Origin of the sequence: Streptomyces sp. NPDC001980 (genome assembly GCF_040296885.1) — a bacterium.
GTDB lineage: Bacteria > Actinomycetota > Actinomycetes > Streptomycetales > Streptomycetaceae > Streptomyces.
Map to the genome: position 1 here is coordinate 470,734 of NZ_JBEOYD010000001.1, position 24,500 is coordinate 495,233.

At 71.9% G+C, this 24,500-nt stretch carries 21 protein-coding genes; 10 read left to right on the forward strand and 11 right to left on the reverse strand.

Annotation, left to right across the window (positions count from 1 at the left end; translation table 11 throughout):
- Positions 1 to 83: 83 nt before the first annotated feature.
- The 4 genes from ABT137_RS02065 to ABT137_RS02080 all read right to left on the reverse strand — a co-directional run bounded on the left by ABT137_RS02065 (position 84) and on the right by ABT137_RS02080 (position 4,871).
- A complete protein-coding gene (locus ABT137_RS02065) occupies positions 84 to 557 on the reverse strand; it encodes an HAD family hydrolase (protein WP_351700913.1) in 474 nt (157 codons plus the stop codon).
- A 100-nt stretch (positions 558 to 657) separates the two neighbouring features.
- Positions 658 to 2,046 (reverse strand): carboxyl transferase domain-containing protein, encoded by a 1,389-nt coding sequence (locus ABT137_RS02070; RefSeq protein ID WP_351700916.1) that lies wholly within the window; start codon positions 2,044 to 2,046, stop codon positions 658 to 660.
- Positions 2,039 to 3,520 carry an acyl-CoA synthetase gene (locus ABT137_RS02075; RefSeq protein ID WP_351700919.1) on the reverse strand — a complete coding sequence of 494 codons (1,482 nt, stop codon included), beginning with the start codon at positions 3,518 to 3,520 and terminating at the stop codon, positions 2,039 to 2,041. The genes ABT137_RS02070 and ABT137_RS02075 overlap by 8 nt, the downstream gene beginning before the upstream one ends.
- Before the next feature lie 271 nt (positions 3,521 to 3,791).
- Positions 3,792 to 4,871, reverse strand: coding sequence for a MerR family transcriptional regulator (locus tag ABT137_RS02080; RefSeq protein ID WP_351700922.1), 1,080 nt, complete (start codon positions 4,869 to 4,871; stop codon positions 3,792 to 3,794).
- Between the two features lie 156 nt (positions 4,872 to 5,027).
- On the opposite strand from ABT137_RS02080, the gene ABT137_RS02085 reads away from it, so the two are divergent.
- Positions 5,028 to 5,903, forward strand: a complete 876-nt coding sequence (locus tag ABT137_RS02085; protein WP_351700925.1) for an ATP-grasp domain-containing protein — start codon at positions 5,028 to 5,030, stop codon at positions 5,901 to 5,903.
- On the opposite strand, the gene ABT137_RS02090 is transcribed toward ABT137_RS02085, so the two are convergent.
- Positions 5,884 to 6,438 carry a hypothetical protein gene (locus ABT137_RS02090; RefSeq protein WP_351700928.1) on the reverse strand — a complete coding sequence of 185 codons (555 nt, stop codon included), beginning with the start codon at positions 6,436 to 6,438 and terminating at the stop codon, positions 5,884 to 5,886. The genes ABT137_RS02085 and ABT137_RS02090 overlap by 20 nt on opposite strands.
- Before the next feature lie 176 nt (positions 6,439 to 6,614).
- On the opposite strand from ABT137_RS02090, the gene ABT137_RS02095 reads away from it, so the two are divergent.
- Both ABT137_RS02095 and ABT137_RS02100 read left to right on the forward strand, forming a co-directional pair.
- Positions 6,615 to 7,388, forward strand: coding sequence for an IclR family transcriptional regulator (locus ABT137_RS02095; RefSeq protein WP_351700931.1), 774 nt, complete (start codon positions 6,615 to 6,617; stop codon positions 7,386 to 7,388).
- Positions 7,385 to 8,248 (forward strand): SMP-30/gluconolactonase/LRE family protein, encoded by an 864-nt coding sequence (locus tag ABT137_RS02100; protein WP_351700934.1) that lies wholly within the window; start codon positions 7,385 to 7,387, stop codon positions 8,246 to 8,248. Before ABT137_RS02095 ends, ABT137_RS02100 begins: the two co-directional genes overlap by 4 nt.
- Before the next feature lie 35 nt (positions 8,249 to 8,283).
- Here the strand turns inward: ABT137_RS02100 and ABT137_RS02105 are convergent, their stop codons facing one another.
- The 5 genes from ABT137_RS02105 to ABT137_RS02125 form a co-directional block, all read right to left on the reverse strand.
- Complete coding sequence (locus tag ABT137_RS02105) at positions 8,284 to 9,717, reverse strand: FAD-dependent monooxygenase (protein WP_351700937.1); 1,434 nt, start codon at positions 9,715 to 9,717, stop codon at positions 8,284 to 8,286.
- Between the two features lie 114 nt (positions 9,718 to 9,831).
- Positions 9,832 to 11,007: an MAB_1171c family putative transporter gene (locus tag ABT137_RS02110; RefSeq protein WP_351701140.1), complete on the reverse strand. Its 1,176-nt coding sequence runs from the start codon at positions 11,005 to 11,007 to the stop codon at positions 9,832 to 9,834.
- A gap of 2 nt (positions 11,008 to 11,009) precedes the next feature.
- On the reverse strand, positions 11,010 to 12,194 hold the full coding sequence (locus ABT137_RS02115) for an MAB_1171c family putative transporter (RefSeq protein ID WP_351700940.1): 1,185 nt from the start codon (positions 12,192 to 12,194) through the stop codon (positions 11,010 to 11,012).
- The gene (locus ABT137_RS02120) at positions 12,191 to 12,766 is read right to left on the reverse strand and encodes a toxin (protein WP_351701143.1); all 576 of its coding nucleotides are present in this window, start codon (positions 12,764 to 12,766) and stop codon (positions 12,191 to 12,193) included. Before ABT137_RS02120 ends, ABT137_RS02115 begins: the two co-directional genes overlap by 4 nt.
- A gap of 55 nt (positions 12,767 to 12,821) precedes the next feature.
- Positions 12,822 to 14,099, reverse strand: a complete 1,278-nt coding sequence (locus ABT137_RS02125; protein WP_351701146.1) for an MAB_1171c family putative transporter — start codon at positions 14,097 to 14,099, stop codon at positions 12,822 to 12,824.
- A gap of 298 nt (positions 14,100 to 14,397) precedes the next feature.
- Here ABT137_RS02125 and ABT137_RS02130 point away from each other — a divergent pair, with 298 nt between their 5' ends.
- Genes ABT137_RS02130 through arfA form a run of 5 tightly spaced genes read left to right on the forward strand, consistent with a single transcriptional unit; the run spans position 14,398 to position 20,042 of the window.
- On the forward strand, positions 14,398 to 15,747 hold the full coding sequence (locus ABT137_RS02130; RefSeq protein ID WP_351700943.1) for an extracellular solute-binding protein: 1,350 nt from the start codon (positions 14,398 to 14,400) through the stop codon (positions 15,745 to 15,747).
- Positions 15,744 to 16,682, forward strand: coding sequence for a carbohydrate ABC transporter permease (locus ABT137_RS02135; protein ID WP_351700946.1), 939 nt, complete (start codon positions 15,744 to 15,746; stop codon positions 16,680 to 16,682). Before ABT137_RS02130 ends, ABT137_RS02135 begins: the two co-directional genes overlap by 4 nt.
- Positions 16,679 to 17,536 (forward strand): carbohydrate ABC transporter permease, encoded by an 858-nt coding sequence (locus tag ABT137_RS02140; RefSeq protein ID WP_351700949.1) that lies wholly within the window; start codon positions 16,679 to 16,681, stop codon positions 17,534 to 17,536. Before ABT137_RS02135 ends, ABT137_RS02140 begins: the two co-directional genes overlap by 4 nt.
- Positions 17,533 to 18,504 carry an arabinan endo-1,5-alpha-L-arabinosidase gene (locus ABT137_RS02145; RefSeq protein ID WP_351700952.1) on the forward strand — a complete coding sequence of 324 codons (972 nt, stop codon included), beginning with the start codon at positions 17,533 to 17,535 and terminating at the stop codon, positions 18,502 to 18,504. Before ABT137_RS02140 ends, ABT137_RS02145 begins: the two co-directional genes overlap by 4 nt.
- A gap of 20 nt (positions 18,505 to 18,524) precedes the next feature.
- Positions 18,525 to 20,042, forward strand: coding sequence for an arabinosylfuranosidase ArfA (gene arfA, locus ABT137_RS02150; protein WP_351700954.1), 1,518 nt, complete (start codon positions 18,525 to 18,527; stop codon positions 20,040 to 20,042).
- 70 nt (positions 20,043 to 20,112) lie between these two features.
- Here the strand turns inward: arfA and ABT137_RS02155 are convergent, their stop codons facing one another.
- Complete coding sequence (locus tag ABT137_RS02155; RefSeq protein WP_351700957.1) at positions 20,113 to 23,094, reverse strand: beta-galactosidase; 2,982 nt, start codon at positions 23,092 to 23,094, stop codon at positions 20,113 to 20,115.
- Between the two features lie 73 nt (positions 23,095 to 23,167).
- Between ABT137_RS02155 and ABT137_RS02160 the strand changes: the two genes are divergently transcribed.
- Entirely contained in the window at positions 23,168 to 23,626 is a 459-nt protein-coding gene (locus ABT137_RS02160) for an RrF2 family transcriptional regulator (RefSeq protein ID WP_093503415.1), read from the forward strand.
- A gap of 181 nt (positions 23,627 to 23,807) precedes the next feature.
- A complete protein-coding gene (locus tag ABT137_RS02165; RefSeq protein ID WP_351700960.1) occupies positions 23,808 to 24,476 on the forward strand; it encodes a DUF4360 domain-containing protein in 669 nt (222 codons plus the stop codon).
- Positions 24,477 to 24,500 lie beyond the last annotated feature (24 nt).

The following is a 24,500-nucleotide window of genomic DNA, read 5'->3' on the forward strand; positions in this document are numbered from 1 at the left end:
GCTTCGCATCCTCCGGGGGATCGGAGCGGCGCGCCTGCGGGGAGGGGCCGGGCGGGGCGCGGCTGAATGGGGGGTTTCCCCGGCTACAGGGTGCGGGCGGCCTCCAGGAGGGGGCGCAGGCCGGGCTCGCCGCTCACGTCGAAGAAGGGGATGTCGGCCTGCCGGGCCGCCGCCCCCTCGGCCTCGGTGGCGCCGACCATCAGGCACTTCGAGGGGCGCACACCGAGGTGCCGCAGGGCCCGCGACACGACGTGCGGGTCGGGCATCCGCGGTGAGTACACCCCCTCGCGCCCGTGGACGCCTCCGTGCAGACAGTCCAGCAGCCCGCGTCGGCGCAGATACGCGGTCGCCGGGTACGGATCGCAGCCGGTGACGACCGCCAGCTCCAGGCCCATGTCGGCGAGGGTACGGATCACGAGGTCGGCGTCGGCGACGGGCACGGACCGCTCGGCCGCCTGCGACTCCAGGGCCGTCAGCCGCGCGCGCAGCTCCGGGGAGACGTGCTGCGGGATGGCGCCCCCGGCTCCCCCGTGTCCTCGACCCCGTAACCGGTCCATTGTCACCGAAGGCGACGGCCCGTGTCTGCCCGCCGCGACGGAAACCGCCCGGACGTGCCGTTTCCGCACTCTCGCCCAACACCTTTGCGGTACAGGTAGGTCAGCCGGGTGGCAGGGGTGCGGCGGACCCGGTCGTGGAGTGGCCCACGATGCCTCGGACCACTCTCAGTTCCACCAGGTCCTGGGGCCGGATACGCAGCTGCTCGGCGGTGGTCTCGACGTCCTCCGGGGGACGCTTCAGGATCGCCGCCGCCAGTTCCGGGGCGATGACGGAGAAGTAGCTGTCCGGGGTGGCCCAGGTGTTGCCGGGTGCGGCCAGCGCCAGGGCGCCGCCCGAGCCGCCCTCCCCGATGACGAGGGTGGTGATCGGCGTCCGGGCCGCCGCGACCTCCCCGAAGAGCTCCGCGATCGCGGCGCCCGCGCCCTGCCGTTCCGCCTCGGCGTCGTTGGCGGCGCCCGGGGTGTCGACGAGGGTCAGCACGGGGATACCCAGCCGGTCCGCGAGCCGTATCAGGCGAGCGGCGGTGCGGTACCCGGCGGGCCGGGTCGCCGTCCCGGTCTGCGCGGCGAAGGCGACCGTACGGCCGTCCGCCCGCTCACCGAAGCCGCACAGCATCCCGCCCGGGTCCGACCCGCCGCACCGGTCACCGACCAGGGCGACCCGGCGGGCGAAGTACGCGTCCAGGTAGGCCTCGGCGCGCGGGCGGTGCGGGGCACGGGCGCGTCGGACCGCCTCCCAGCCGGTGGCGGGCAGCGCGCTGCCGCCGAGGGCGAGCGGCGGGTCGGCGGGTATCGGGGCGGGAGCGGTCAGCAGCCGCAGCCACAGCGCGAGCGATGCCTTCAGCTCCGCCGGGGGCACCACGGCGTCCGCCGCTCCGGCCGCGAACTGCGCCTCGGCCGTGTACGCGGCCGGGTCGGCGTCCGACGGCCGGACCCGGGAGCCGGCGAAGCCCACCTGGGCGCCGGGCAGCGCCAGGATCACGTCGGCGCCGGCGCCCAGGGTGGCCCAGCCGCCGCCGGTCGTTGGGTCGCGCAGGACCGCGATCTGTGCCAGCCCCGCCTCCCGGGTGAGCGCCGACTGGCGGGCCACGCGCTGGAGTTGGGACAGCGCGAGCATCCCCTCCTGCATCCGGCTGCCGCCGGTGGCGACCAGCGGCACGACCGGGAGCCGGTGGGCGCGGGCATGGACGTACGCCGCCTCCAGCCGGTCCCCGGTCCGCTCGCCGAGCGAGCCGCCGAGGAAGCCGAACTCGAACGCGATCAGCACGGCCGCCGTGCCCTCGACGCGCGCGGTGCCGACGACGACGGACTCCTCCTCGCCGGTGCGCTCGGCGGCGCGGGCGCGCGAGGCGTCGTACCCCTGCCAGCCGAGCGGGCCGTCGGGCGCCGACTGCCGTGCCGGGTGCGGGAGTTCGGTGAAGGTGCCGGGGTCGGTGACGAGGCCGAGGATCCGGCGGGCCGAGAGCCGCCCGGGGGCCGGCTCAGACACCGAGGGACCGCTTCATGATCTTCCCCATGTCGTTGCGGGGGAGCGCGTCGAGGTAGTGGACGACGCGGGGCCGCTTGTGCGGGGCGAGCCGTCCGGCGACATGGTCCGCCAACTCCTCGGCGGACGGCGGTGACTGAGGCTCCGCCGGGACGATCCAGGCGACGATCCGCTCGCCCAGGTCCGCGTCCGGCTCCCCGGTGACCGCGGCCTCCCGCACCCCCGGATGCTCCAGCAGCGCGTTCTCGATCTCGCCGGCCCCGATCTTGTAACCCCCGCTCTTGATCAGGTCGGTGGCCTTGCGCCCGACGATCCGCACATAGCCGTCCGGCTCGCGCACCGCCATGTCCCCGGTGCGGAACCAGCCGTCGGCGGTGAAGGCGGCGGCGGTCGCGTCGGGCCGGTTGAGGTACTCGGTGAACAGGTTCGGGCCGCGCACCTGGATCTCCCCGACGGTCTCGCCGTCGTACGCCGCGATCGCGGTCCCGTCCTCCTCCACCAGCCGCAGCTCCACGCCCGGCAGCGGCACGCCCACGGTCCCCGCCCGGGCCTCGCCGTCCGCGCGCACACTGGTGTTCATCAGGGTCTCCGTCATGCCGTACCGCTCGACGACCCGCCGCCCGGTCGCCGCCGCGATCCGCTCGTGGTCGTGGACGGGCAGCGCGGCCGAGCCGGAGACCAGCAGCCGGGCCCGGCCGAGCGCCTTCGCCAGTCCGGGGTCGCCGGGCAGTGCCTCGGCGATGCGGTGGTACATGGTCGGCACGCCGAACAGCATGGTCGCGCCGGCGTTCAGCTCGCGCGCGACCCCTTCGGTGTCGAACCGCCCGAGGTGCCGGACCGAACCGCCGCGCCGCAACGGCCCGAGGATCCCCAGCACGAGCCCGTGCACATGGAACAGCGGCAGGCCGTGGACGAGGACGTCCTCCCCGGTCCACTGCCAGGCGTCGGCGAGCGCGTCCAGGGTGGCGGCGAGCGCCCGGCGCGGGATGACGGCGCCCTTGGGCGGCCCGGTGGTGCCGGAGGTGTACACGACGAGGGCCGGGTCGGACTCGTCGGTACGGTCCTCGGGCAGCGGCCCCACGCCGTGCGCGTCGACGTCGATCCGCGGCAACTCAGCCAGGGCCGGGGGCAGTTCGACGCCAGGCGCGGCCAGCACGGCGGCCGGCGCACTGTCGGCGAGGATGTGCGCGAGTTCCTTCTCGCCCGACTTGGGGTTGAGCGGCACGGCCGCCCGCCCGGCCAGCAGGGTGCCGACGACGGCCACCGCCGTCTCCAGCTCCGGCGTCGCCCACACCGCGACCCGCTCGGCGTCCCGGACCCGGCCGGCGAGGGCGCCGGCCGCGGCGGCAAGCTGCCCGTACGTCAACGACCGTGCCCCGAACCGCAGGGCGACCTTCCCCCGGACGTCGTCCGGGGGGACCCCCACCTCGCTGCGTTCGCCCGGACCGTCCACCAGGGCCGGAAACAGAAACGACACGCGACGACTCCTCACCGTTCGGAACCTCGACAGCCTCTTCCTACACCAGCTACCACCCTCCGGGGCCACTCCACTCGCGCTCCGCACCACGACGTTGATCACAGTGCGGCCCCTCACCGCCGCCGCGTCCCGACGACCGCACACAGATCGGGCGCGAGCCGCACCTCCACCGCCCGCAGCGCGGGATGCTCCAGCCAGCGCAGCCGCGCCCGGTCGACGTCCCCGCCGAACCGGGGCGGCCACCGGTCGGATCTCGTTCTTCCCTGGCCTCCTATCCGACCGAGACGGGTGGATGGGTGGGCGACACGACGTCGGCCACGACCGCGCTCACGTTGTCGGTGCCGCCCGCCTCGTTGGCCGCCTCGACCAGCGCCCGCACCGTGTCGCCCGGCTCGCCCGCGCCGAGCAGCTCCCGGATCCGCTCGTCGGGGACCTCCCTCGTCAAGCCGTCCGAGCAGACCAGGTACCGGTCGCCGGCCCGGGCCTCGTGCAGTTTCAGGTCCGGGGTGTCGGCGGAGTCACCCGGCAGGGCCTTGGCCAGGAGCATCCGCTGCGGATGGCTGTCGGCCTCCTCCGGCGTCAGCCGGCCCTCGTCGATCAGCGACTGCACCACGCTGTGGTCGTGCGTGATCCGGAACAGCTCCCCGTCCCGCAGCAGATACGCCCGCGAGTCCCCGATGTGCACGAGGGCCAGCCGGGACCCGGTCCACAGCAGCGCAGTGAGCGTCGTACCCACCTCCGCACTCCCCTCCGCCACCCCCTGTACGGCCTCGGCCGCCGAACGCACCGCGTCCTCCAGGAGGTTCAGCACGTTCCCCGCCGAAAGCTCGGCCTCCTCCAGGGGCTTGAGCGCCGCCACGGCCGCGGCACTGGCCGACGCCCCGGCCGGCCCGCACCCGTCGGCGACGGCCAGCAGCCGGCGCCCCGCGTACGCGGTGTCCTGGTTGGACGGCCGGACGTGCCCCCGGTCCGAGTGGGCGGCATAACGCAGTTCCAGCATCTTCGTCGTGTCCCTTCTCGACTCTCCGGACAGGTGGTCGACGAGGAACGCGGCCAGGTCCCGGCGTACGGCGGTCTCCGCCTCGACGCGGGCCCAGTACGCCCGCACCTCTCGGGCGGCCGGTCCGGGCGGCAGCGCGCACACCTCGCGGATGCGCGCCAGCGGCATGCCGAGCCGCCGCAGCCAGGCCACCAGCCGGGCGCGTTCCAGCTGCGCGTCGGCGTAGTACCGGTAGCCGGTCTCCGGGTCGACCCGGGCGGGCTTCAGCAGGTCCAGCTCGTCGTACAGCCGCAACGCCTTCGGCGACAGCCGGCAGACCTTCGCGAAGGCTCCGATGGTCAGCCACTCCATGCCGTCTCCATGCCGTCTCCCTACCGGTCCGACCTCACGTTCCTCGTCGTCCGCCATCGATGCTGGGGCTTCACCGAGGGTGAAGGTCAACAGTGTTCCCGGGTTAGCCTGCCGGAGGAAGGAACGCAGCCGCCGACAGCCAAGGGAGCCCCCGCCGTGCCCCGCATAGCCCTCGCCACCTACGACCCCGGCACGGAACCCAGCAAGGACCGGGACCTGCCGGTGCTGCTGGAGGCGCTGACCGCCGCGGGAGCGGAAGCCGTCGCCCGGCCGTGGGACGACCCCGAGGTGGAGTGGGGCGGTTACGACCTGGTCGTCATCCGCTCCACCTGGGACTACAGCTGGCGCACCGACGAGTTCGTGCCGTGGGTGGAGCGGGTGGGGAAGGCGACCCGGATCGCGAACCCGGCCGAGGTCGTGCGGTGGAACACCGACAAGCGGTATCTCGGTGATCTCGCGGCGGCCGGTGTGCCCGTCGTGCCGACCCGGTATCTGGCCCCCGGCGACCCGGCCGCCGAGCTGCCCGCCGACCGCGACTTCGTCGTCAAGCCCACCTTCGGCGCCGGCGCCCGGTTCGCCGCCCGCTACACGTCCGGCGACCACGAGACGGCCGTACGGCACCTCGCCCGGATGCATGAGGAGGGGCTGACCGCGATGGTCCAGCCGTACGTCTCCGGCATCGACGTCAGCGGCGAGCGGGCGCTGCAGTTCTTCGGCGGGCGGCTGCTGCACGCCAGCCGCAAGCGGGCCGTGCTCACGCCGGGCACGGCGTACGACGCGGACAAGGTCGCCCACCCGGACCTGGAGGTCTGGACCCCGACTCCGGCCGAACTCGCCGTGGCCGAACGCGCGTTGGCCGCCGTACCGGACGCGCCCGAGCTGCTGTACGCCCGGGTGGACCTGGTCGACGGCGCGGACGGGCAGCCGCAGGTGATGGAGCTGGAGCTGGTCGAGCCGAACCTGTTCCTGTTCCTGCACCACGGATCGGTGGCCGGGGTGACGGAGGCGGTCCTCACCGCGGCTCGTCGATGACCGCGGTGCGCTGCAGCAGGCCCCAGGTGAACTCGGCGACCACCTGACGGCCGTCGGGCACCTGGAAGGTGAGCCCCCAGCGGGTCGGGGCCGTGCCCTCCAGGGGGCGGGCGGGGGCGAAGGCGCGGGCGGCCTCGTCGACCGTGCAGGACCAGGGGGTGAGGTCGTCGTAGGACTCCAGCCTCGGGGCGGGGGCGTCGGGGGAGCGGACCAGCCATTCGTTCCAGACCGCGCCGCCGGGGGCGACCATGACCTCGAAGCGCAGGGTGGGCCAGAGGGGGACCGGCCACTGCCAGGCCGCGCACTCCAGGTCGCCGACGGTGCGTTTGGTCTCCCATTCCGGTGGCCCGAGGACGGAGCGGTAGCGGGCCGCCGCCGAGCGGGACCGGGGCGAGCGGGCCATCGCCTGCCAACGCTTGTTGGCCTCCCGCATGTCCGCGATCGACGCGCCCAGCGTGCGCCGGGCGTCCTCCACCAGGTCCGGGTTGTGGTCGGCCATGCGGCGCAGCAGCACCAGCTGGAAGTCCAGTTGCATGCCACCCATGGTGCACATGCGTATGCCCGGCTGGTTCCCGGCCATTGCCCACGGAATCCCCGATGGCTAGCCTGTGTTCGTCATGCCGATCGCCTGTTGATATCTCGAACGGCTCCGCAGCTGAGACGCGCGCCGCACCGATATCCGGCGCCTAGACCCAAGGGAGGGGGCCGGACGTGGGACGCCTCGTGCCTGCCGTGACCCGGGCTCTCGACATTCTTGAGCTCTTCCTCGACGGGGACGGGACTCTCTCCGCCCCCGACATAGTGCGCAGACTCCAGTTGCCGCGGACCACCGTGCACGAGCTGGTGACCACGCTCTCCGCCCGGTCGTACATCGTGCCCGTACCCGGACAGCCCGGACGCTACCGGCTCGGCGTCCGTCCGTACCAGCTCGGCAGCCGGTACGCCGAGCAGCTCGACCTCGCCGCCGAGGGCCAGCAGGTCGCCCGGTCCGTCGCCGAGACCTGCGACGAGACCGTCCACGTGGCGATCCTCGAAGGCACCGACGTCATCTACATCGCCAAGGTCGACTCCACGCACGCGGTCCGCATGGTCTCCGCCGCCGGCCGCCGGCTGCCCGCCCACTGCACCTCGGTCGGCAAGATGCTGCTGGCCTCGCTGCCGGAGCCGGAGCTGACCGCGCGCATCCCGGACGACGCCGACCTCGTCGCGATGACCCCGAACAGCATCACCGAGCCGGACGCCCTGCGCGAGGCCCTCACGGAGATCCGCGCCCGCGGCATCGCCGTGGAGAGCCGCGAGTCCAACCCGGACGTCTCCTGCGTCGCCGCGCCGGTCCGCGACCGCACCGGGCAGGTCGTCGCGGCCCTGTCCATCTCCGTCCCGATGATCCGCTGGAGCGACGAGCGCCGCGGCGAGCTGGAGCAGCTCGCGGCCAAGGGCGCCGCCGAACTCTCCGAGCGCCTCGGCCACCGGAGCGTGGCATGACGACGACGGTGACGACGACGGCGTACGAGGTCGCGGTCGCCGCGGAGGCGACCCTCGGCGAGGGCCCCACCTGGGACCCGGCGACCGACCGCCTGATATGGATCGACGTCCTCGGCTCCCGGATCCACACGTACGACCCGGCCACCGGGCGCCGCACGATCCGTACGACGGACCAGCACGTCGGCGCGGTCAAGCCGCGGGCCGGCGGCGGCCTGGTCCTCAACCTCCGGGACGGCGTCGGCCTCCTCGACCCCGACGGGACGTTCCGCTGGCTGCACCGCGAGCCGGTCCCGGGCCGCCGCGCCAACGACGCGGCCGTCGCCCCCGACGGCTCCCTGTGGGCCGGCACGATGCGCTACGACGAGGCGACCGGGGGCGGCACGCTCTCCCGGGTGGCGCCCGACGGCACGGCGGCGACGCTGCTGCCGGACGTCACCGTCAGCAACGGCATCGGCTGGAGCCCGGACGGCCGCCGCGTCTACTACGTCGACACACCGACCCGCCGCGTGGACGTCTTCGACTGCGCCGACGGACTTCCGGTCGGCCGCCGCCCGTTGGTGACGATCGAGGAGGACGCCGGTTTCCCGGACGGCCTGACGGTCGACGCGGACGGCTGTGTGTGGGTGGCGCTGTGGGGTGGGGGCGCGGTACGGCGTTACACGCCGACGGGTGAGCTGGACCGGGTCGTCTCCCTTCCCGCCACGCTTACGACGGCCTGCGCGTTCGGGGGCGCCGACCTCACCGACCTGTACGTCACGACGGCGCGGGTGGGACTGGACCGCCCGCACCCGACGGCAGGCTCCCTGCTGGTGATCCCGGGCGCGGGCAAGGGCGTTGCCCAACCTGCCTTCCAGGGCTGACCTTTCGACAGCGCCCCGCGCCCCTTACGGGGCGCTCAGCTCGCGGTCTGATCCAACTCGCCCAGAAGCTTTCGTTCCGCCGGAGTCAGAGGCGGGCCCGAAAGCGGTGGCAGCAGCGGGCCGTTGAGCGCGGCCAGGATCGCGGTGGGGCGCAGCAGCCGTGACGGGCCCGATTCCAGGCTGCTCACGTCCCACAGGGCTGCCGCCGCCTGGTAGGAGCCCGTGGCTGCCTTCAGCAGGCGGCGCGAGTAGCGGGTGACCAGGCGGTCGGCCGTGTTCGGCTCGCCGCCGTGGGTTTCGGGGTACCAGACGTCCTGGCCCACCGCCGTGGCCCAGGCGCCCTCCACGACGGTGGCGACCCCGCGCTGCACGCGGCGGGACAGGCCGGGGGCGGCGAGGCCGGTGCGGTTCAGTTCGCGGGAGAGGGTTCGGGCGCCCTGTGCCGCCACCGACATGCCCTGTCCGTAGGCCGGGTTGAAGGTGGCCAGGGCGTCACCGAGCACGACGAGGCCCTCCGGCCAGGTCCGGGCCTTCTCCAGATAGCGGCGGGCGTTGTGCGTGCTGTGGCTGGTGTGGATGTCGGTCAGGGGTTCGGCGCCGGAGACGAGGCGGGCGAGGATGGGGTCCGGCAGCTTGCGGATGTACTCCAGGAAGCCTTCCGGGTCGGCCGGCGGTTCGCCGCCCCGGGTGCCGGCCAGGCTGACCATCCAGCGGTCGCCCTCGATGGGCAGGACCATTCCGCTGCGGCCCGGCCGGGACGCGTACGGGTCGGCGTGCAGCACCGTGAGGGGGAAGTGCTCGGCGCCCTCGGGCCTGCGGTAGATCCGGGTCGCGTTGACGAGGCCGGAGTCGACGGTCCGTTCGGGTATGCCGGTCACCCCGAACGCCTCCAGCCAGCGCACGACGCGCGAGCCGCGACCGCCGGCGTCGACCACGAGGTCGGCGTCAAGCACCGTCTCCCCGTCGGTGGCTGACGCCGCGGTCGAGGCACTGGTCGAGGCCTTCGAGGAGATGCGGACGCCCGTCACGCGGTGCGCGGTGCCGGTCAGGGACAGGGCCTGTGCCGTGCGGATCTCGGTCTTGGAGTGGGCGAGCACCTCCGTGCGGACCACCCAGTCCAGCAGGGCTCGGCTACAGGTGATCATCCGGGGGCCGTCGTGCCGCCAGCGGCGCATCCAGCCCTCGGGCGTCAGCGTCAACGTGCCCGAGCCGAGGGGTATCTCGTGGGCGCCGGCGGAGAGCAGCCGCTCGCGCATGCTCACGCCGGGCACGAGGTCCTCCATGGCGGCCAGACCGCCGGACATCAGCAGATGGGCGTGGCGGCCCTGCGGGAGACCCCTGCGGTGCTCGGGCCCGTCGGGCAGTTCGTCCCGGTCCAGTACGACCACTTCGTCCACGTGGCCGGACAGCGCGGCCGCGGCCAGCATGCCGGCCAGTCCGGCACCGATGACGACAGCTCTCCGCGGCATGGGGCTCCTTGTGTCCGGTCAGGGGTGTGCGGTCAGAGGTGTGCGGTCAGGATGTGCAGTCAGGGGACTGTGGTGCGGACGGCCGGGGCGAACACCCGTGTTTCGGGGGGCGTCTCACCCGGGGGTGGCCCTCACCGTACCTTCCGGCACTGTGGCGGTGAGGCGCGATCGGGTGAGCGCCCGCGCCAGTTCGACCAGCCCGCCCGTGCCGGCCACCTCCGTGGCGTAGAGCCGGTACGTGCTCGGGGTGGTGCGGGGCTCCTCGTGGGCGGCGGCGCGGCGGGCCGCGTCGCTCACCATGGCCGCCTCGGCCGCGACGCGGGCCTCGTGCGCGGAGCGGCCCTCGTGCAGGGCGGCGTCCCGGGCGCGCTCGCGCACCCCGTCGTCGAAGTAGGGGGCCAGTGCCAACAGGCCGTCGTGGATGGAGACTTCGCGCCAGTGCAGGCGTACCCGGGGCGGCTGCCAGACGGCGATGGGCGGCTTCGGCGCGAGGGAGGCGAACCGCACCTGCGACCACAACGGGCCCAGGCCGCGCAGGTCGTCGAGGTCGCGCCGGCAGGCCTGGGCCACCGGCAGCAGCCTCGGCAGGACGAAGCCCACGGAACACGTCAGGGCGCCCAGCGAGGCCATCGGCGGGGCGACATCGGTGGACAGGAAGTCGAGGTCGTGACCGGACCAACAGGCCACGATCGCCGTGTACTTGGCGAGCTGGAAGCCCACCACGTCCAGCAGTATCCCGGTCAGGATCAGCCGCAGCCCGGTCCTGAGCAGACCGGTGACCTCGCGGCCCCAGGTGACGCACACGGCGCACATCACCAGGGTGGCCGCGCTGTGCCCGAGCAGGTAGAGCACGATCATCTCGCGCATGTACGGCGTGTTCGCGTAGTACGTGTCGAGGTCGGTGAGCCGCTCGGTGCTCGGGTCGGCCAGCGTGAACAGCACGACGATGGCGACGATCAGCGCGCCGTAGGCGGCCATGGTGCGCAGCACCAGGCAGCGGATCCGGGCCGGGGGTCCGCCCCGCCAGTTGATCAGCAGGACGAGCAGGGAGCAGCTGTACGCCGAGAGCATGCCGTAGGTGAGGGGAGCGCCGAAGTTCGTGACGCCCGTGAGGCGGTTGACGGCGGACAGGGTCAGCGGGGCCGAGCAGACGAAGACCAGGGCGCCCAGCACGATCGCGGCGCAGGTGGACACGGTCAGCGGATTGCGCGGCGCCGTCAGGGGCCTGCGCAGCAGGACGACGCAGGAGAACCCGAAGACGGCGCCCGCGAGGTACACCACGAGGCTCATGCTCATGCCCGGGTGCTCCCTTCCGTCGTACCGGTGCGGAGCCGGGCGGCCGCGACGAGCGGGGACAGCGCCAGGGCGTCGGCCACCCGTACGAGCAGGGCGGGAGCGGGGGTCCGGTCCGCGAACCGGTCCGGTTCGCCGGCGGGCACGAGCCGGTGACCCGGGTCGCGCTCCTCCACCACGGCTGCGGCGATCACCGCCGCCCACGCGGTGGCCTCGGCCCACTCCGGGTCGTCCGTGGTCCGTGCCGCGGTCTCCAACGTCCGTTCGTACAGGGCCCGGTCGAAGAACGCGTCCAGGTGGCCGAGCGCGTTGTGGATGCTCGTCTGGCGCCACACCAGCCGGGTGGCGGCGGAGGACCAGCGCGGCCGGGGCAGCCGTAGCGCGCGCCGGGTGAGGAGTTCGTCCAGTTCCCGTTCCAAGGGTTCGAGGCGGGCGAAGGTCCGCCGTGCCCGCCACCGCTGCGTCAGCCGGGGCCCGGTCAGCGGGATCAGCACGCCGATGACGGTCAGCAGCGCGCTGACTCCGGCGGCGGCCGGTGACACGGTCGTGCTGACCCACGACCAGTCGAGGCCGCACCAGCGGGCGACCACGGCGGCGAGCTTGGGCAGGCTGTACCCGGCGCCGCACAGCGAGCCGACGCCCAGGATGATCAGGCCCGCCCGCAGCCAGCCGTGCACCTGCCGGGCCCAGCGCAGCGACGACACCGTGGTGACGCTGACGGCGGCGAGGTGCCCGGCCAGGTACAGCACGATCATCTCGGCGATGAACGGGGTGGTCGCGTAGTAGGTGTCCAGGTCGGTGCGGCGCTCCACGGGCGTGCGGCCCAGCGCGAACATCGCCGCGATGCCGACGAGGACGAAGGCGTAGCCCACGATCCAGCGGCGGGCCGTGCGGTGCACATGGGGTCCGCCGCGCCAGTAGACGATCAGGACCTGGGAGGAGGCGCTGTACGCGGTGATCGACGCGTAGGTCAGCGGGGCGGCGAGGTTCGGGACGCCGCTGAGCTGGTTGACCGCTCCGACGGTGGGCGGTGCCCCGAGGAAGAAGCAGGTGCCGGCCAGGCCCAGCACCACGCAGATGACGCGCAGATAGGGGTCGCGCCAGTGACGTATCAGGTCGGGGGCCTTCACCAGCAGGCCCAGCCACAGCAGAGCGCAGCTGACGTAGTTGATCAGGCCGTTCATTTTCCCGGTCCGTCTCCTGATCCGCTTCCTGATCCGCTTGTCGATCCGCTTCCCGGACCGCCGCTCGTGCCGCGGTAGTTGAGGGCGGCGCCGATGCGCCCGGCGAGGCCCTGGTCGCCGTCCTCGGCCGCCGCGCCGTCCCGGGCGGCGGAGCCCGCGGCGGCCTCCAGCCAGGGGCGCAGCCGCCCGCTCATCAACATGCCGAAGCGGTCGGCCTCCTGCTCGTCGGCGAGGCTGAAGTCGGTGCGCGCGGCGACGGGCCGGGGGCTGCCGTCGGCGGCCGGCGCGGGCGAGGGGTGGGCGTCGCGCTGGTGCATGTGCCACACCTCGTGGCAGAAGATCACGATCTGGTGCCAGACGGCGGCCCGTTGGTCGACGACGATGACGTCGTAGGTGTCGCCCTCCAGCCACAGCCCGCTCGCGGTGTGGGGCGGGAACACCTCGCGCCGGACGACGACTTCACGTCCCCGCCAGCGGCAGACGGAGTCGACCAGTGCGTCGAACAGGGCCTCGGGGTCGGCGGGGACCGGAACGCGCATGGGCTCGACGAGGGCGCCGGCGAGCCGGCGCATCTCCTTCTTCGTGCGCACCGCTGCAATATGCCAGGACATACTCCGCCTCAGCCACTCACCGTCGACGCGGCAGGAAGGAACCGGCCGCCTCCGCCGAACCGGCTGCCCCCGCCGAACCGGCCGCCTCCGCCGCACCGGCCTCCTTCGGCCGGGGCGGGCCCGCCGCCACGCGTACGGCGTCGATCACGTCGGGGTGGCTCAACTCCCGTGAGACCGCCCCGATCTCCTGGAGCAGCTCCGTCGTGTCGGGGTGGTTCGTCGCACCGTCACGGTGGGCGGAGCGCCCCCCGTCGGCCACGGCGTCCAGGATCGCCACCGCCGCGGCGAGCGCCCTCGCCCGGGCCGGCGGGAACCCCAGCCGCAGCGCCGCCCGGTACGCCCGGGTGCGCAGCTCCTCGTCGAGGTGCCGGGCGAGCGGGAGCAGCACGTCGCGGATGTACGTCTCCCGTCGGACCAGGCGCAGTTCGGGGGTGGCGCGTGGCGGGAAGGGGAGGCCGTCGCCGTTGACGGTCCGCAGCAGCCGGTACAGCGGCCGCAGTTCGCGGTGGGCGAGCCGCACGCGCCGGCGGTCGTGCAGGTACTGGCCGGCGTGCGGCAGGATGAAGCCGACGGCAATCAGGATGGCGGCCAGACAGGCCACCGGCGGGGCGACGTCCGTGCTCAGCCGGTCCAGGTCGTGCCCGGTCCAACGGGCCGTCACGGCGGTGAACTTGGCGAGGTCGAAGACCAGGTTCAGGCCGTAGCCGATCCCCAGGAACGTCAGCCCGCAGCGCAGCCGGGTGCCGAGGCCGTCGGCGCGGACCCAGTTCCACACGAGCCACGAGGTGATCGCCACGGCCACCGTGTGGGCGAGCAGATACAGCAGGATCTCCTCGCGCATGAATGGCGTGTTGGCGTAGTACGTGTCGAGGTCCCGCAGCCGCTCCACGGGCACGTCCGCGAGGGCGAACAGCAGCCACAGCGCCACGATCACGCCCGAGTAGACGGAGATCACCCAGCGCCTGGCGCGCCGGGTCGCGGCCGAGCGGTCGGCCGGGCCGCCCCGCCAGGCGATGATCAGCAGCAGCCCCGAGCCGCTGAACGCGGTCAGCAGCGAGTAGACCCAGGGCGCCGAGATGTTGGGCACGCCCGTGACCCGGTTGGTCCAGGCGATCGTGGACGGCGTCACGGACACGAACACGGCGCAGGCGAGCAGCAGCAGCCCGCCGACCGCGCGCAGCAGCGGGTCGCGCCAGAGCCGGAGGATGCTCGGAAGTCTGAGCACGAGGGCGGCGACGAGGATCGCGGTGGGGATCCACACGAAGGACGTGTACAGCTCGCCGAGGAAGGTCATCACCACGTCGTACGCCCCCCTTTCCCCGCCGTCCGCCGCCGCCTGCCGCACAGCCGGTCCGAGGTTACGCGCCCGGAACTGGCGGCGTCATGTCCTCCGATGGCCGTCGTGGGACCGGGAACGACCGCTGTGTCCGGAAACCGCCGTCGGGAAAGCGCGGAGAAAGTGCAGACCGAAATCCGTTGAAGCCTGTTCAACCCATTGACGCGGAAGCGCTTCGATTTTACGGTCCCGTTCGAAGTTACGAGCGCTATACGAGATTTCGAACACCCTAGGACTTCTACAGTAAGGGCAGGGCATGGGACGACCTGGCCTGAATCGCAGGCAGCTGCTGGGCACGGCAGGGGGGTTGGCGGTCGCGGGCAGCCTCGGCTTCGCCGCGCTCGGGACCGGCGCCGACGCGCTCGCCTCCAGCGCGGACACCCGGGTGCGCTACTGGAACCTCTTCAGCGGCGGCGACGGCGCCAACATGATCGCGATGCTGGACGCCTTCCGCAGCGGACACCCCGACATCGACGTGAAGGACTCCACTCTCCAGTGGGGCAACCCCTTCTACACCAAACTCGCCATGGCCGCCGCGGGCAACCGCGCCCCCGAGCTCGGTGTCATGCACATGGGCCGGGTCGCCGGCTTCTCCCCGGGCCGGCTCCTCGACCCGTGGGACCTGGACCTCCTCGCCAAGTACGGTGTCCGCAAGGCGGACTACAACCCCGCGCTGTGGAACCGCGGTGTCATCGACGGCAAGCTCTACGCCCTCCCGCTCGACATCCACGTACAGCTCTGCTTCTACCGCAGGGACGTCCTGAAGAAGGCCGGCCTGCTCGGCGACGACGGCCTGATGATCCCGGTCACCTCCACCGACGAGTGGTTCGACGTCCTGAAGAAGGCCAAGGCGGTCCAGAAGAAGGGCCTGCAGACCATCGGCCTGTGGACCAACGACCAGAACTTCCAGTGGTGGTTCTTCGTCGCCTTCTACACCCAGCTCGGCGGCAAGTGGTTCGACGCCGACAACACCGAGGTCCTCTTCGACACCGACAAGGCCACCCAGGTCCTGGAGTTCTTCCGCAGACACGTCACCGACGGATACGTCATCCCGGGCGCGCCGACCGGCGAACAGTTCATCAACGGCGCCCCCTTCACCTGGGAGGGCAACTGGTCGGTGCCCGTCTTCTCCGGCGCCGGGCTGGACTACGGCGCGACCCCGCTGCCGCCCGTCTTCGGCAGGCGGGCCACGCACGCCGAGTCGCACTCCTTCGTCCTGCCGCACCAGTCGGGCCGCGGCGGCGCCACGAACGAGGCCGCGCACGAACTGGCCGCGTACGTCGTCACCCACGCCCTCCAGTGGGCGGCCGGCGGTCACATCCCCGCGTACACGCCGACGCTGTCCACCGCCGCGTACAAGAAGCTCACCCCGCAGAACGAGTACGCCTCCGCGATGTACCACCAGGCCACCGAACCGAAGGTGTGGTTCGCGGGCTCCACCGGTGTCCTCGCCCAGGACCTCGGCCCGGTGGTCGTCTCCTCGACGATGGGCTCGGCCAAGCCGCCCGCCGTCGCGCAGACGATGAGGAAACACCTCGTCAAGCTCCTCGCCTCGAAGAACCCGATGGACGGCAGGACCGCCGCGCAGGGAGGTACGGCCGCATGACGACCAGTGCAGGGACCGTCGTCGCTCCGGTGCGGGCGAGGACCGCCGCCGCCTCCGCGACCGTCCGCCGCAAACAGGGCTTCCAGCACGGGGGCTGGTTCGTCGCCCCGTTCCTGGCGCTCTTCACGCTGTTCGTGGTCTGGCCGCTGCTGCGCGGTGTCTACCTCAGCCTCACCGACGCCAACATCTCCGGCGACGGCGCGAGCTTCATCGGCCTCGACAACTACCGCGAGGCGCTGCACGACCGGGCGATGTGGGACGCGCTCGGGCACAGCGCCTACTTCACGCTGCTCGTCGTCCCGTCCATCACGGTGCTCGCCTTCCTGCTCGCGATGCTCGCCCACCACATCGAGCGCGGCAAGTGGCTGTGGCGCCTGTGCTTCTTCGCCCCCTTCCTGCTCCCCTCCACGGTCGCCGGCAACATCTGGCAGTGGCTGTTCACCCAGGGCATCGGCCTCTTCAACGAGACCTTCGGGCTCGACACCCCCTGGCTGACCGACAAGTCGTACGCGATGCTCGCCATCGTCATCACCACCCTGTGGTGGACGGTCGGCTTCTCCTTCCTCCTCTACCTCGCCGCCCTCCAGGGCATCCCCGACCACCTCTACGAGGCCGCCAGGCTGGACGGCGCGAACGCCTGGCACCGGACGGTCCACATCACCCTGCCGATGCTGCGCCACATCACCGGCCTGGTGATCGCGCTCCAGGTCCTCGCCTCGCTCCAGCTCTTCGACCAGGCGGTCGTGATGATGGACTTCGGCCCGGGCCCGGAGCTCTCCACCCGCAGCTTCGTCCAGTACACCCTCGAACAGGGCTTCACCAGCTACCGCGTGGGCTACGCCTCCGCGATGTCCGTCATCTTCTTCGTGATCATCGCTGCCGTCGCCCTCGGACGGATGGCGCTGCTGCGCAACCGTGAGGAGGGCACCCGATGAGCACCACCCAGGTCCGGCTCAGGACCCGCAAGCCCTGGACGCCCAGCCAGATCGTCCTGACCCTCCTCGGCGTCGCCGTCTCCGCCGTCTTCGTGGCACCGATCGCCGCGGCCCTGTTCACCTCGCTCAAGTCCGAGGCCGAGGCCGCCGAGATCCCGCCGCACTGGCTGCCGAAGGTGTGGACCGGCCAGGCCTGGAAGGCCCTGTGGGAGACCGGCAACATCACGAACTGGTTCGTCAACTCCCTCGTGGTGTCGATCCTGGTGACGGCCGTCGTGGTCACCGTCGCCGCCCTCGCCGGATACGGCTTCGCCCGCACCGAGTTCAGGGGCCGGGCCGTCCTGATGGGCCTGGTGATGACGGGCCTGATGATCTCCCCGGCGGTCCTCGGCGTCCCCCTGTTCACCACCGTCCAGCAGATGGGCATGGTCGACACCTACTGGGGCATGATCCTCCCGCAGTGCGCTCCCGCGGCCATGGTCTACATCCTCTACAAGTTCTTCCAGGGCATCCCGCGCGAACTGGAGGAGGCCGCCTTCATCGACGGCGCCGGCCGCTGGCGGATCTTCTTCACCATCGTCGTCCCGCTCTCCCGCCCCTCCCTCGCCGCGGTCGGCATCTTCACCTTCATCGCCTCGTGGAACAACTTCCTGTGGCCGTACATGGTGACCAACAACCCCGACCTGATGACCATGCCGAACGGCATCGCGACCGTCATGAACTCCTACGGCATCCAGTGGGCCCAGCTCATGGCCGGCGGCCTCATGGCGGGCCTGCCGCTGATCGTCGTCTTCGTCTTCTTCCAACGGCAGATCGTGGCGGGCGTCGCCCACACGGGATTGGCGGGACAGTGAGAGTACGCAGAGCGCTGACGGCCGTGGCGGCCGCCGCCTTCCTGGCCTTCCTCCCCAACGCGGCACAGGCGGCCGAGAGCTACCCCGACCCCCTGCCCGTCACGGGCCAGCAGATCATCCACGACCCCACCGTCGTCCACCTCAGGACCGGCGGTTACGTGGCCTATTCGACGGGCGGCGTCATCGGCGCCCGCCTCTCCACGAACCTCCGCGACTGGACCGACGCGGGCAACGCGTTCACCACACCCCCGAGCTGGTGGTACGACTACAACTCCACCGCCGACCCCTGGGCCCCCGACCTCTCCTACCGCGACGGCCGCTACTGGCTCTACTACGCGGTCTCCTCCTGGGGCACCAACCAATCCGCGATCGGCGTCGCCACCTCCCCGACCGGCCTCCCCGGCACCTGGACCGACCACGGCCCCGCCTTCACCTCCGACACGACCGACTCCTGGAACGCCATCGACCCGGCGATCACCCGAGCCGACGGCAAACTGTGGATGGCGTTCGGCTCGTACTGGACCGGCATCCGCATGATCCGGCTCGACCCCGGGACCGGCAAGGCGATCCCCGGCACGACGGTCGAACACCTGGCGACCCGCCCGGACGCCCCCTACGCCGTCGAAGGCGCCTCGATCCTCCACCACGGCCGCTACTACTACCTCTTCGCGTCCTACGACGCCTGCTGCGCGGGCGTGAACTCGACGTACAAGATCAGGGTGGGCCGTTCGACGTCGGTGACCGGCCCCTACGCGGACAGCACCGGCACACCGATGCTGGAGGGCGGCGGGGACCTGCTGCTGGCGAGCCACGGCAGGTTCATCGGCCCGGGCGGCGAGTCGGTCTTCAAGGACAGCGGCAGAGACGTCCTCGCCTACCACTACTACGACGCGGACGACAACGGCACGCCGAAGCTGGGGCTGAACACCCTCTACTGGACAGAAGACGGCTGGCCTACTCTTAAGTAAGCGCTTTCCGAAGGGATCTCATGAGCACGCGCTCCGCCCGCTTCACCCTCGACCCCGCCTTCACGATCGGCCCCGTAAACCCCCGCCTCTTCGGCTCCTTCGTCGAGCACCTGGGCCGCTGCGTCTACACCGGCATCTTCGAGCCCACCCACCCCACGGCCGACGCCGAAGGCCTCCGCACGGACGTCCTCGACCTGGTCCGCGAACTCGGCGTCACCACCCTCCGCTACCCCGGCGGCAACTTCGTCTCCGGCTACAAGTGGGAGGACTCGGTCGGCCCGGTCGAGGACCGGCCCCGCCGCCTCGACCTCGCCTGGCGGTCGACGGAGACCAACCGGTTCGGCCTCTCCGAGTACATCGCCTTCCTGAAGAAGGTCGGCCCGCAGGCCGAGCCCATGATGGCGATCAACCTCGGCACGCGGGGCGTGGCGGAGGCCCTGGAGCTCCAGGAGTACGCCAACCAGCCCTCCGGAACCGCCCTGTCGGACCTCCGCGCCGCCCACGGCGACAAGGACCCCTTCGGCATCAGGCTCTGGTGTCTGGGCAACGAGATGGACGGCCCCTGGCAGACCGGACACAAGACCGCCGGGGAATACGGCCGCATCGCCGCCGAGACGGCCCGCGCCATGCGCCAGATGGACCCGTCCGTGGAACTGGTCGCCTGCGGTTCCTCCAGCCAGTCCATGCCGACCTTCGCCGAGTGGGAGGCGACGGTCCTCGCGGAGACGTACGACCTGGTCGACTACATCTCCCTGCACGCCTACTACGAGCCCCAGGACGGCGATCTCGACTCCTTCCTGGCCTCCGCCGTCGACATGGAGTCCTTCATCGAGAACGTGGTCGCCACCTGTGACCACGTGGGCGCGAGGCTGAAGTCCCAGAAGAAGATCAACCTCTCCTTCGACGAGTGGAACGTCTGGTACACCTCGAAGTGGCATGCGATCGAGAACTCCGACGCGCGGGACTGGCCCGAGGCCCCCCGCCTCCTGGAGGACAACTACAGCGTCCTGGACGCCGTCGTCTTCGGCTCCCTCCTCATCGCCCTGCTCCGCCACGCCGACCGCGTCACGGTCGCCTGCCTGGCCCAGCTGGTCAACGTCATCGCCCCGATCATGACGGAGCCCGGCGGCCCGGCCTGGCGCCAGACGACGTTCTTCCCCTTCGCCCAGGCGTCGCGGTACGGCAGGGGCCAGGTCCTGGACGTACGCGTGGACTCGCCGACATACGACACGAAGAAGTACGGCGAGACGAACCTGCTGCACGCGACCGCGGTCAGGGCCGAGGACGGCACGGTCACGGTCTTCGCAGTGAACCGCAGCCGGACGGAGGCGCTGCCGCTGGACATCGCCCTGAGCGGCCTGGACCTGACGCAGGTCACGGAGCACAGCGTCCTGTCGGACGAGGACCCCGACGCCCGCAACACGTTGGAGGAACCGGAGCGGGTGACCCCTCACCCGGCAGAGGGCACGACGTTGACCGACGGCACGCTGACGGCCGTTCTCGAACCCTTGTCGTGGAATGTGATCCGCCTGGCGTAAGGGTCAGCGCCCCTTGCCTTTTGTCTTCAGGGGCGCGGGGAACTGCGCGAGCAACCACACACACCCGCAGTCAACGGCCGGGGGAGTCCACCCCCAAAACCTCCACTCCTCCGGCCGCACTCCCCAGCAACTCAAGCCGCACAACCCCCGGCCCGACCTCGCTCGTCCCATCCGAAAGCACAGCCAAAGCCAACGTATTGGAACCCCGAGTCCGCAGAATCCCGTTCGGCAGCACGAACGTGTGCTGCGGCCCCACGTCATTGACGTACTGCCCGAGGTTCCACCCGTTCAAGAAGATCTGCACCCGATAGGCCCGCGCCGGATCGTCCTCCAGCACCAGCCCCACCGACGCGTCCACCCCACCCGGCACGGACAGCCGGAACCCGGTCCGGTACCAGGTGACCCCCATCCCCTTGTCGGAACGGGGAAGCGCGGCCGCCTCCCACCCACCGTCCGCGAACCCGGGCAGGTGCCACCCCTCCCGCTCCCCGTACAGCCCCCCGTTGTTCTGCGGCCCCCGCACCGGATCCGGAGCAGTGGCCCCCTGGATCCGCCAGCTCGTCCTCGGCGAGACCCCCTTGAAGGAGACGGCGGTCAGCCCACGCGCCACCTTGTGCGTGTCCAGCGAGCCGCCGTCCATGTCGTGCTGCATCCGCCGCACCAGCACGGACAGCACGTGCCCCGGCTTTTTCCGCTGTTTCTTCTTCAGCCGTTCGGCGGAGAACTCGGCCGTGGCCGCCCAGCTCCCCTTCCGTACCGTCTTCGCATCCGGCACCGGCATCCGGTGCGAGCCCAGCGGCACCCCGTCCAGCCAGGCCATCAACATGCCCTGGGTGCCGGTGCTGTAGGCGAGGGAGACCGACTCCAGGTCCGACAGGTCACCGTCCACGTGCCCCCGGTACCAGACGTCCCCGTAGTGGAAGCCGTAGTCGTCGGCGAAGAGCACCGGCTGACCCGCCGGGACGGCCGTCGTGCTGAACGACGTCTTCCTGTCGGCGGCCGGCCACGCCGAGTCGTCGAAGCCGATCGCGGCCTCGGGGTTCTCGGTCTTCCGGCGCCAGTCGGCAAGGACCGGCAGCGCCGGCCGCGGTGCCTCCGGCATCTCCGCCAGGGCGACCAGGCTCTCCGAGACGGTCACCCGGGTCCGTACCGGCTGCCCGTTCCAGGTGACCGAGGCGATCCCGCGGGGTCCCCAGACCTCCACGCCGCTCGCCCCGACGATGTCGCCGGTGAGCTGGACCGCCGATCCGTCGAGCTTGGCGTGGCGCAGCAGCGCCGGGCCGTAGACCAGGAGCGTGCCGGACGGGGTGTCGTACGGGAACAGCCGTACGGAGGTCGCGTCGTCGGCGAAGAGGAGGAGCAGCGGGGTGTCGCTGTCGCCGCGCTGGACCAGGACCCGGGTGAGTCCGCCCTGCCCGAGCGGCGCGGTGACGTGCAGGACGCCCTGGTCGTAGACCCAGGCCGCCTCGGCGTCGAGGCGCTGGACGGACGGCTCGGTCGGGCACTCAAGCACCAGGTGCGCCATCTCGCCGTAGCGGCCGGTGAACAGCGCGATGTCCTGGCGTCCCGCGGTGAGCACGAACATCGGCTGGGCCGTGCAGTAGCGCAGCTTCCGCTTGCCGAGGGAGAGGCCGGTGGTGACGAGCCGGGCGTCGTGGGCCGCGACGGTCAGCTCGACGTCGTCGCCGTCGGCGGTCCGCAGCGTCGAGGTGACCTCGTCGGCGCCGTCGTTGCGCAGGACGTAGACGTGCGCCTGGGTGTCGGGGTTGGTGAGGTGGTACGCCTTCAGCCCGGCCACGTGGACGTCGGCCGCGCGGTCCAGCTTCGCGAAGTCCGGGACGCGCTGCAGGAGGTGGCCGAGCTGGTGCATCGGCGCGATCTTCGTCGTGACGTTGCGGGCCTCGTCGATGGCGGCGCCGTAGTCGTACGACGTGTAGACGACCGGCGCCGGCAGCCAGCCCCAGGTGGTGCCGCCGTAGGTCATGTAGACGTTGTGGAGGGTGAGGCCGTTGGCGAGGTTGGTGAGGTAGAAGCGGCGTTCGTAGGCCGCGTCCCGGGTGCGCCGGGACTCGGCGTACCCCTTGCCGCCGAACTCGACCCCGCCCCACGGGTCGAACCAGCCGCCCCCGTACTCCGGCACGAACCCGGGCGTACGCGGGCTCGCGGTCGCGCCGCCCTTGAGGCCGCCGATCCCGAAGTCGCCCCAGTCCGGCGGGGGCTGGGAGGGCGACGGGTAGCCGTCGAAGCCGTACAGCCACTTGCCCCGCTCGCCGCCCGTGTCGAAGGAGCCGGGGATCCAGTAGCCGTTGCGGCCCTTGTCGTTGTGGAAGAGGGGGACGTCGATGCCGTCGAACCGCACCTTCTTGTAGAGGTGGGACATGTAGGCGGGGCCGGTCGGGTCGGCGACGTGGCCGTCGTACTCGTTCTCGATCTGGTAGAGGAGGACGGTGCCGCCGCCGTCCGTGTGCTGGTGGCGGCGGACGATGCGGTTGACGGCCGTCAGCCACTGGTCGACGTGGCCGAGGTAGGTCGGGTCGGTGCCCCGGGCGGCGCCCTCGGTGGCGGTGAGCCAGCCGGGGAAGCCGCCCGCGTCGACCTCGGCGTTGATGTAGGGGCCGGGGCGGAGGATGACGTACAGCCCGGTCTCGGCCGCTGTGCGGAGGAAGAGATCGAGGTCGCGTACGCCGGCGAAGTCGTACGTCCCGGGCGCGGGGGAGTGGTAGTTCCACGCCACGTAGATGCTGACGGTGTTGTAGCCGTGCGCCCGCATCTTCTCCAGGACGTCCCGCCACAGGGACGGGCTCGGGAGGCGGAAGGGGTGCATCTCGCCGGACCAGACCACCAGCCGCCGCCCGTCCACGACGAGGGAGTGGTGGTCGTAGCCGATGGTGTGCCGCTGTCCGTCGGCTCTCGGCGCGGCCGGTGCCGGGCCGGTCGGCACACTGCGTGCCGCGTAGGCAGCGGGCGCCCCGGGGCCGCCGCTGCCGCCCAGGGCGAAACCGAGCGCGGCCGAGCCGGCGAGGGCACTGAAGGTACGTCTGCTGAGCGCCAAGGGATCCTCCCGGGCGATCTTACGGGGCGCGGGTGCGGCCATTGTCCACGGGAGGACGCCCCACAATGGACGCATGAGGATCTCGGCACGAGCGGATTACGCGGTACGGGCGGTACTGGAGCTCGCCGTACGGCAGGGCGAGGGCCCCGTGAAGGCGGAGGAGATCGCCGGCGCCCAGGACATCCCGCACAAGTTCCTGGAGGGCATTCTGGGTGACCTCCGGCGCGCCGGGATCGTCGACAGCCGGCGTGGCGGGGGCGGCGGCTACCGGCTGGCCCGGGAGGCGTCCGCGATCACCGTGGCCGACCTGATCCGCGCGGTGGACGGCCCGATCGTCTCGGTACGCGGCGAACGCCCGACGGGGCTGGCCTACACCGGCACCGCCCAGCCGCTGCTGCCCCTGTGGATCGCCCTGCGCGCCAACGTCCGCAGGATCCTCGAAGGCGTCACGGTGGCGGACATCGCGGCGGACGCCCTGCCGGAGCCGGTACGGGCGCTGGCGGCGGAACCGGCGGCGTGGGAGAACCCCTGAGCCTCCGCCGAAGTGTGAAATCCGGCGCTGTGAATGGCCGGAGTTCGCCCTGACCGGTTCGCGTGGGGGTTCCTACGATTCGAGCGCCCCGGTCTTCACAGGAAACTCACAGTTTCTTCAAAAGTGAACTACGGACGGCCGCGGGTGCAACCCCCCACTCGATCACCGAACCGGAGAAACCATGGGACCCAGGAGACATCGACTCCTGTTCGGCGGAGCGCTGGCCGCGCTGCTCACCGCCGGGCTGCCCGCTCAGGCCCAGGCCTCGTCGTCGCCCGTCTTCGACGACCCGCCGCCGGACAAGATCGTCATCAACGTCGCCACGGTGAACGGCTCCGGCTGTCCGCAAGGGACCACCGCGGTCGCCGTGTCCGAGGACAACGAGGCCTTCACCGTCACCTACAGCGCCTACCTCGCGCAGGCCGGCGGCAACTCCGACCCCACCGCCTTCCGGCGCAACTGCCAGCTCAACCTGGTCGTCCATGTGCCGGGCGGCTTCACCTACGCCATCGCGAGCGCCGACTACCGCGGCTTCGCCTCGCTCCAGCCGGGCGCCACCGGCACCCAGCGTGCCTCGTACTACTTCCAGGGCTCCTCGAACACCGCCTCAGCCAACCACCCCTTCACCGGCCCCTACAACGACAACTGGCAGGCCACCGACACCACCGACTGGGCCCAGCTGGTCTGGGCGCCCTGTGGGGTCCAGCGCAACTTCAACATCAACACCGAGCTGCGGGTGAGCGCCGGGAGCGCGAACCCCGGCAAGGTCAGCTTCATGACCATGGACTCCACCGACGGCGAGATCAGCACCGTCTACCACCTGGCCTGGAAGGAGTGCCCCGCCAAGTAGCCCGTAACCGGTCACCGGTTGCCG